This is a genomic window from Arthrobacter endolithicus, from assembly GCF_026627425.1.
In the GTDB taxonomy this organism is placed as follows: Bacteria; Actinomycetota; Actinomycetes; order Actinomycetales; family Micrococcaceae; genus Arthrobacter_M.
In genome coordinates this window covers 1-595 of record NZ_JAPNLH010000070.1, presented here as the reverse complement: position 1 = coordinate 595, position 595 = coordinate 1, and the positions used below count along the sequence as shown (strand labels likewise).

Annotated in this window: 1 pseudogene; it reads right to left on the bottom strand. The window is 62.9% G+C overall.

The features are described 5' to 3' along the window. Positions 1-476: pseudogene (locus OS914_RS18040) on the bottom strand (hypothetical protein); the annotation flags it as partial. Positions 477-595: the final 119 nt, after the last annotated feature.

Below are 595 nucleotides of genomic sequence, written 5' to 3'. Positions count from 1 at the left end.
TTCCGTCGCGACCGGGTCGTGGATTTCCCCTCCGGATACATCGACAGTTTGAACGGTGCCAGCAGGCGGTCGATCGTGGCCGCGCTCATCGCCAGTAACTGGGTGTGCACCTGTGGGCTGTAGCGGGATCGGGCCCTGCCGAAGGTGCCGGAACCGATGTGGGCTTCCATGTTGGCCAGCGTGGCACTCATGACCGCGGCCAGGTACTTCCCGCAGGGCTGCCCCGCCACGACCCAGACCTGCTGGAGGACCTTTACCGTGTCATAGCCATACGTTGGCGGCCTCGGCTTGCGTGTCACCACACGGGCTGGGCCTCGCCGCCGGAACGCCTTGCCCAGCTGGCGGCGGGCGTTTGCCCGGGACCACCCGATCTCAATGACTAACCGGTCCAGGATCTCGCCCTTGGCCTTCTTCGAAGACCGAAAATACTCCCCGGCTTCCTTCTTCGTGATTTCCCTGCGCGCAGACAACGACATCCCATAGTCCATCCCTCCAGCACACCAAAGCACCCGAACATGCACCAGAGATTTCGCGAGCACTTCTCAAATGCGGCACGCACCCCATTTCGCGAGCACTTTAGCTGAGTCTCGTCGCC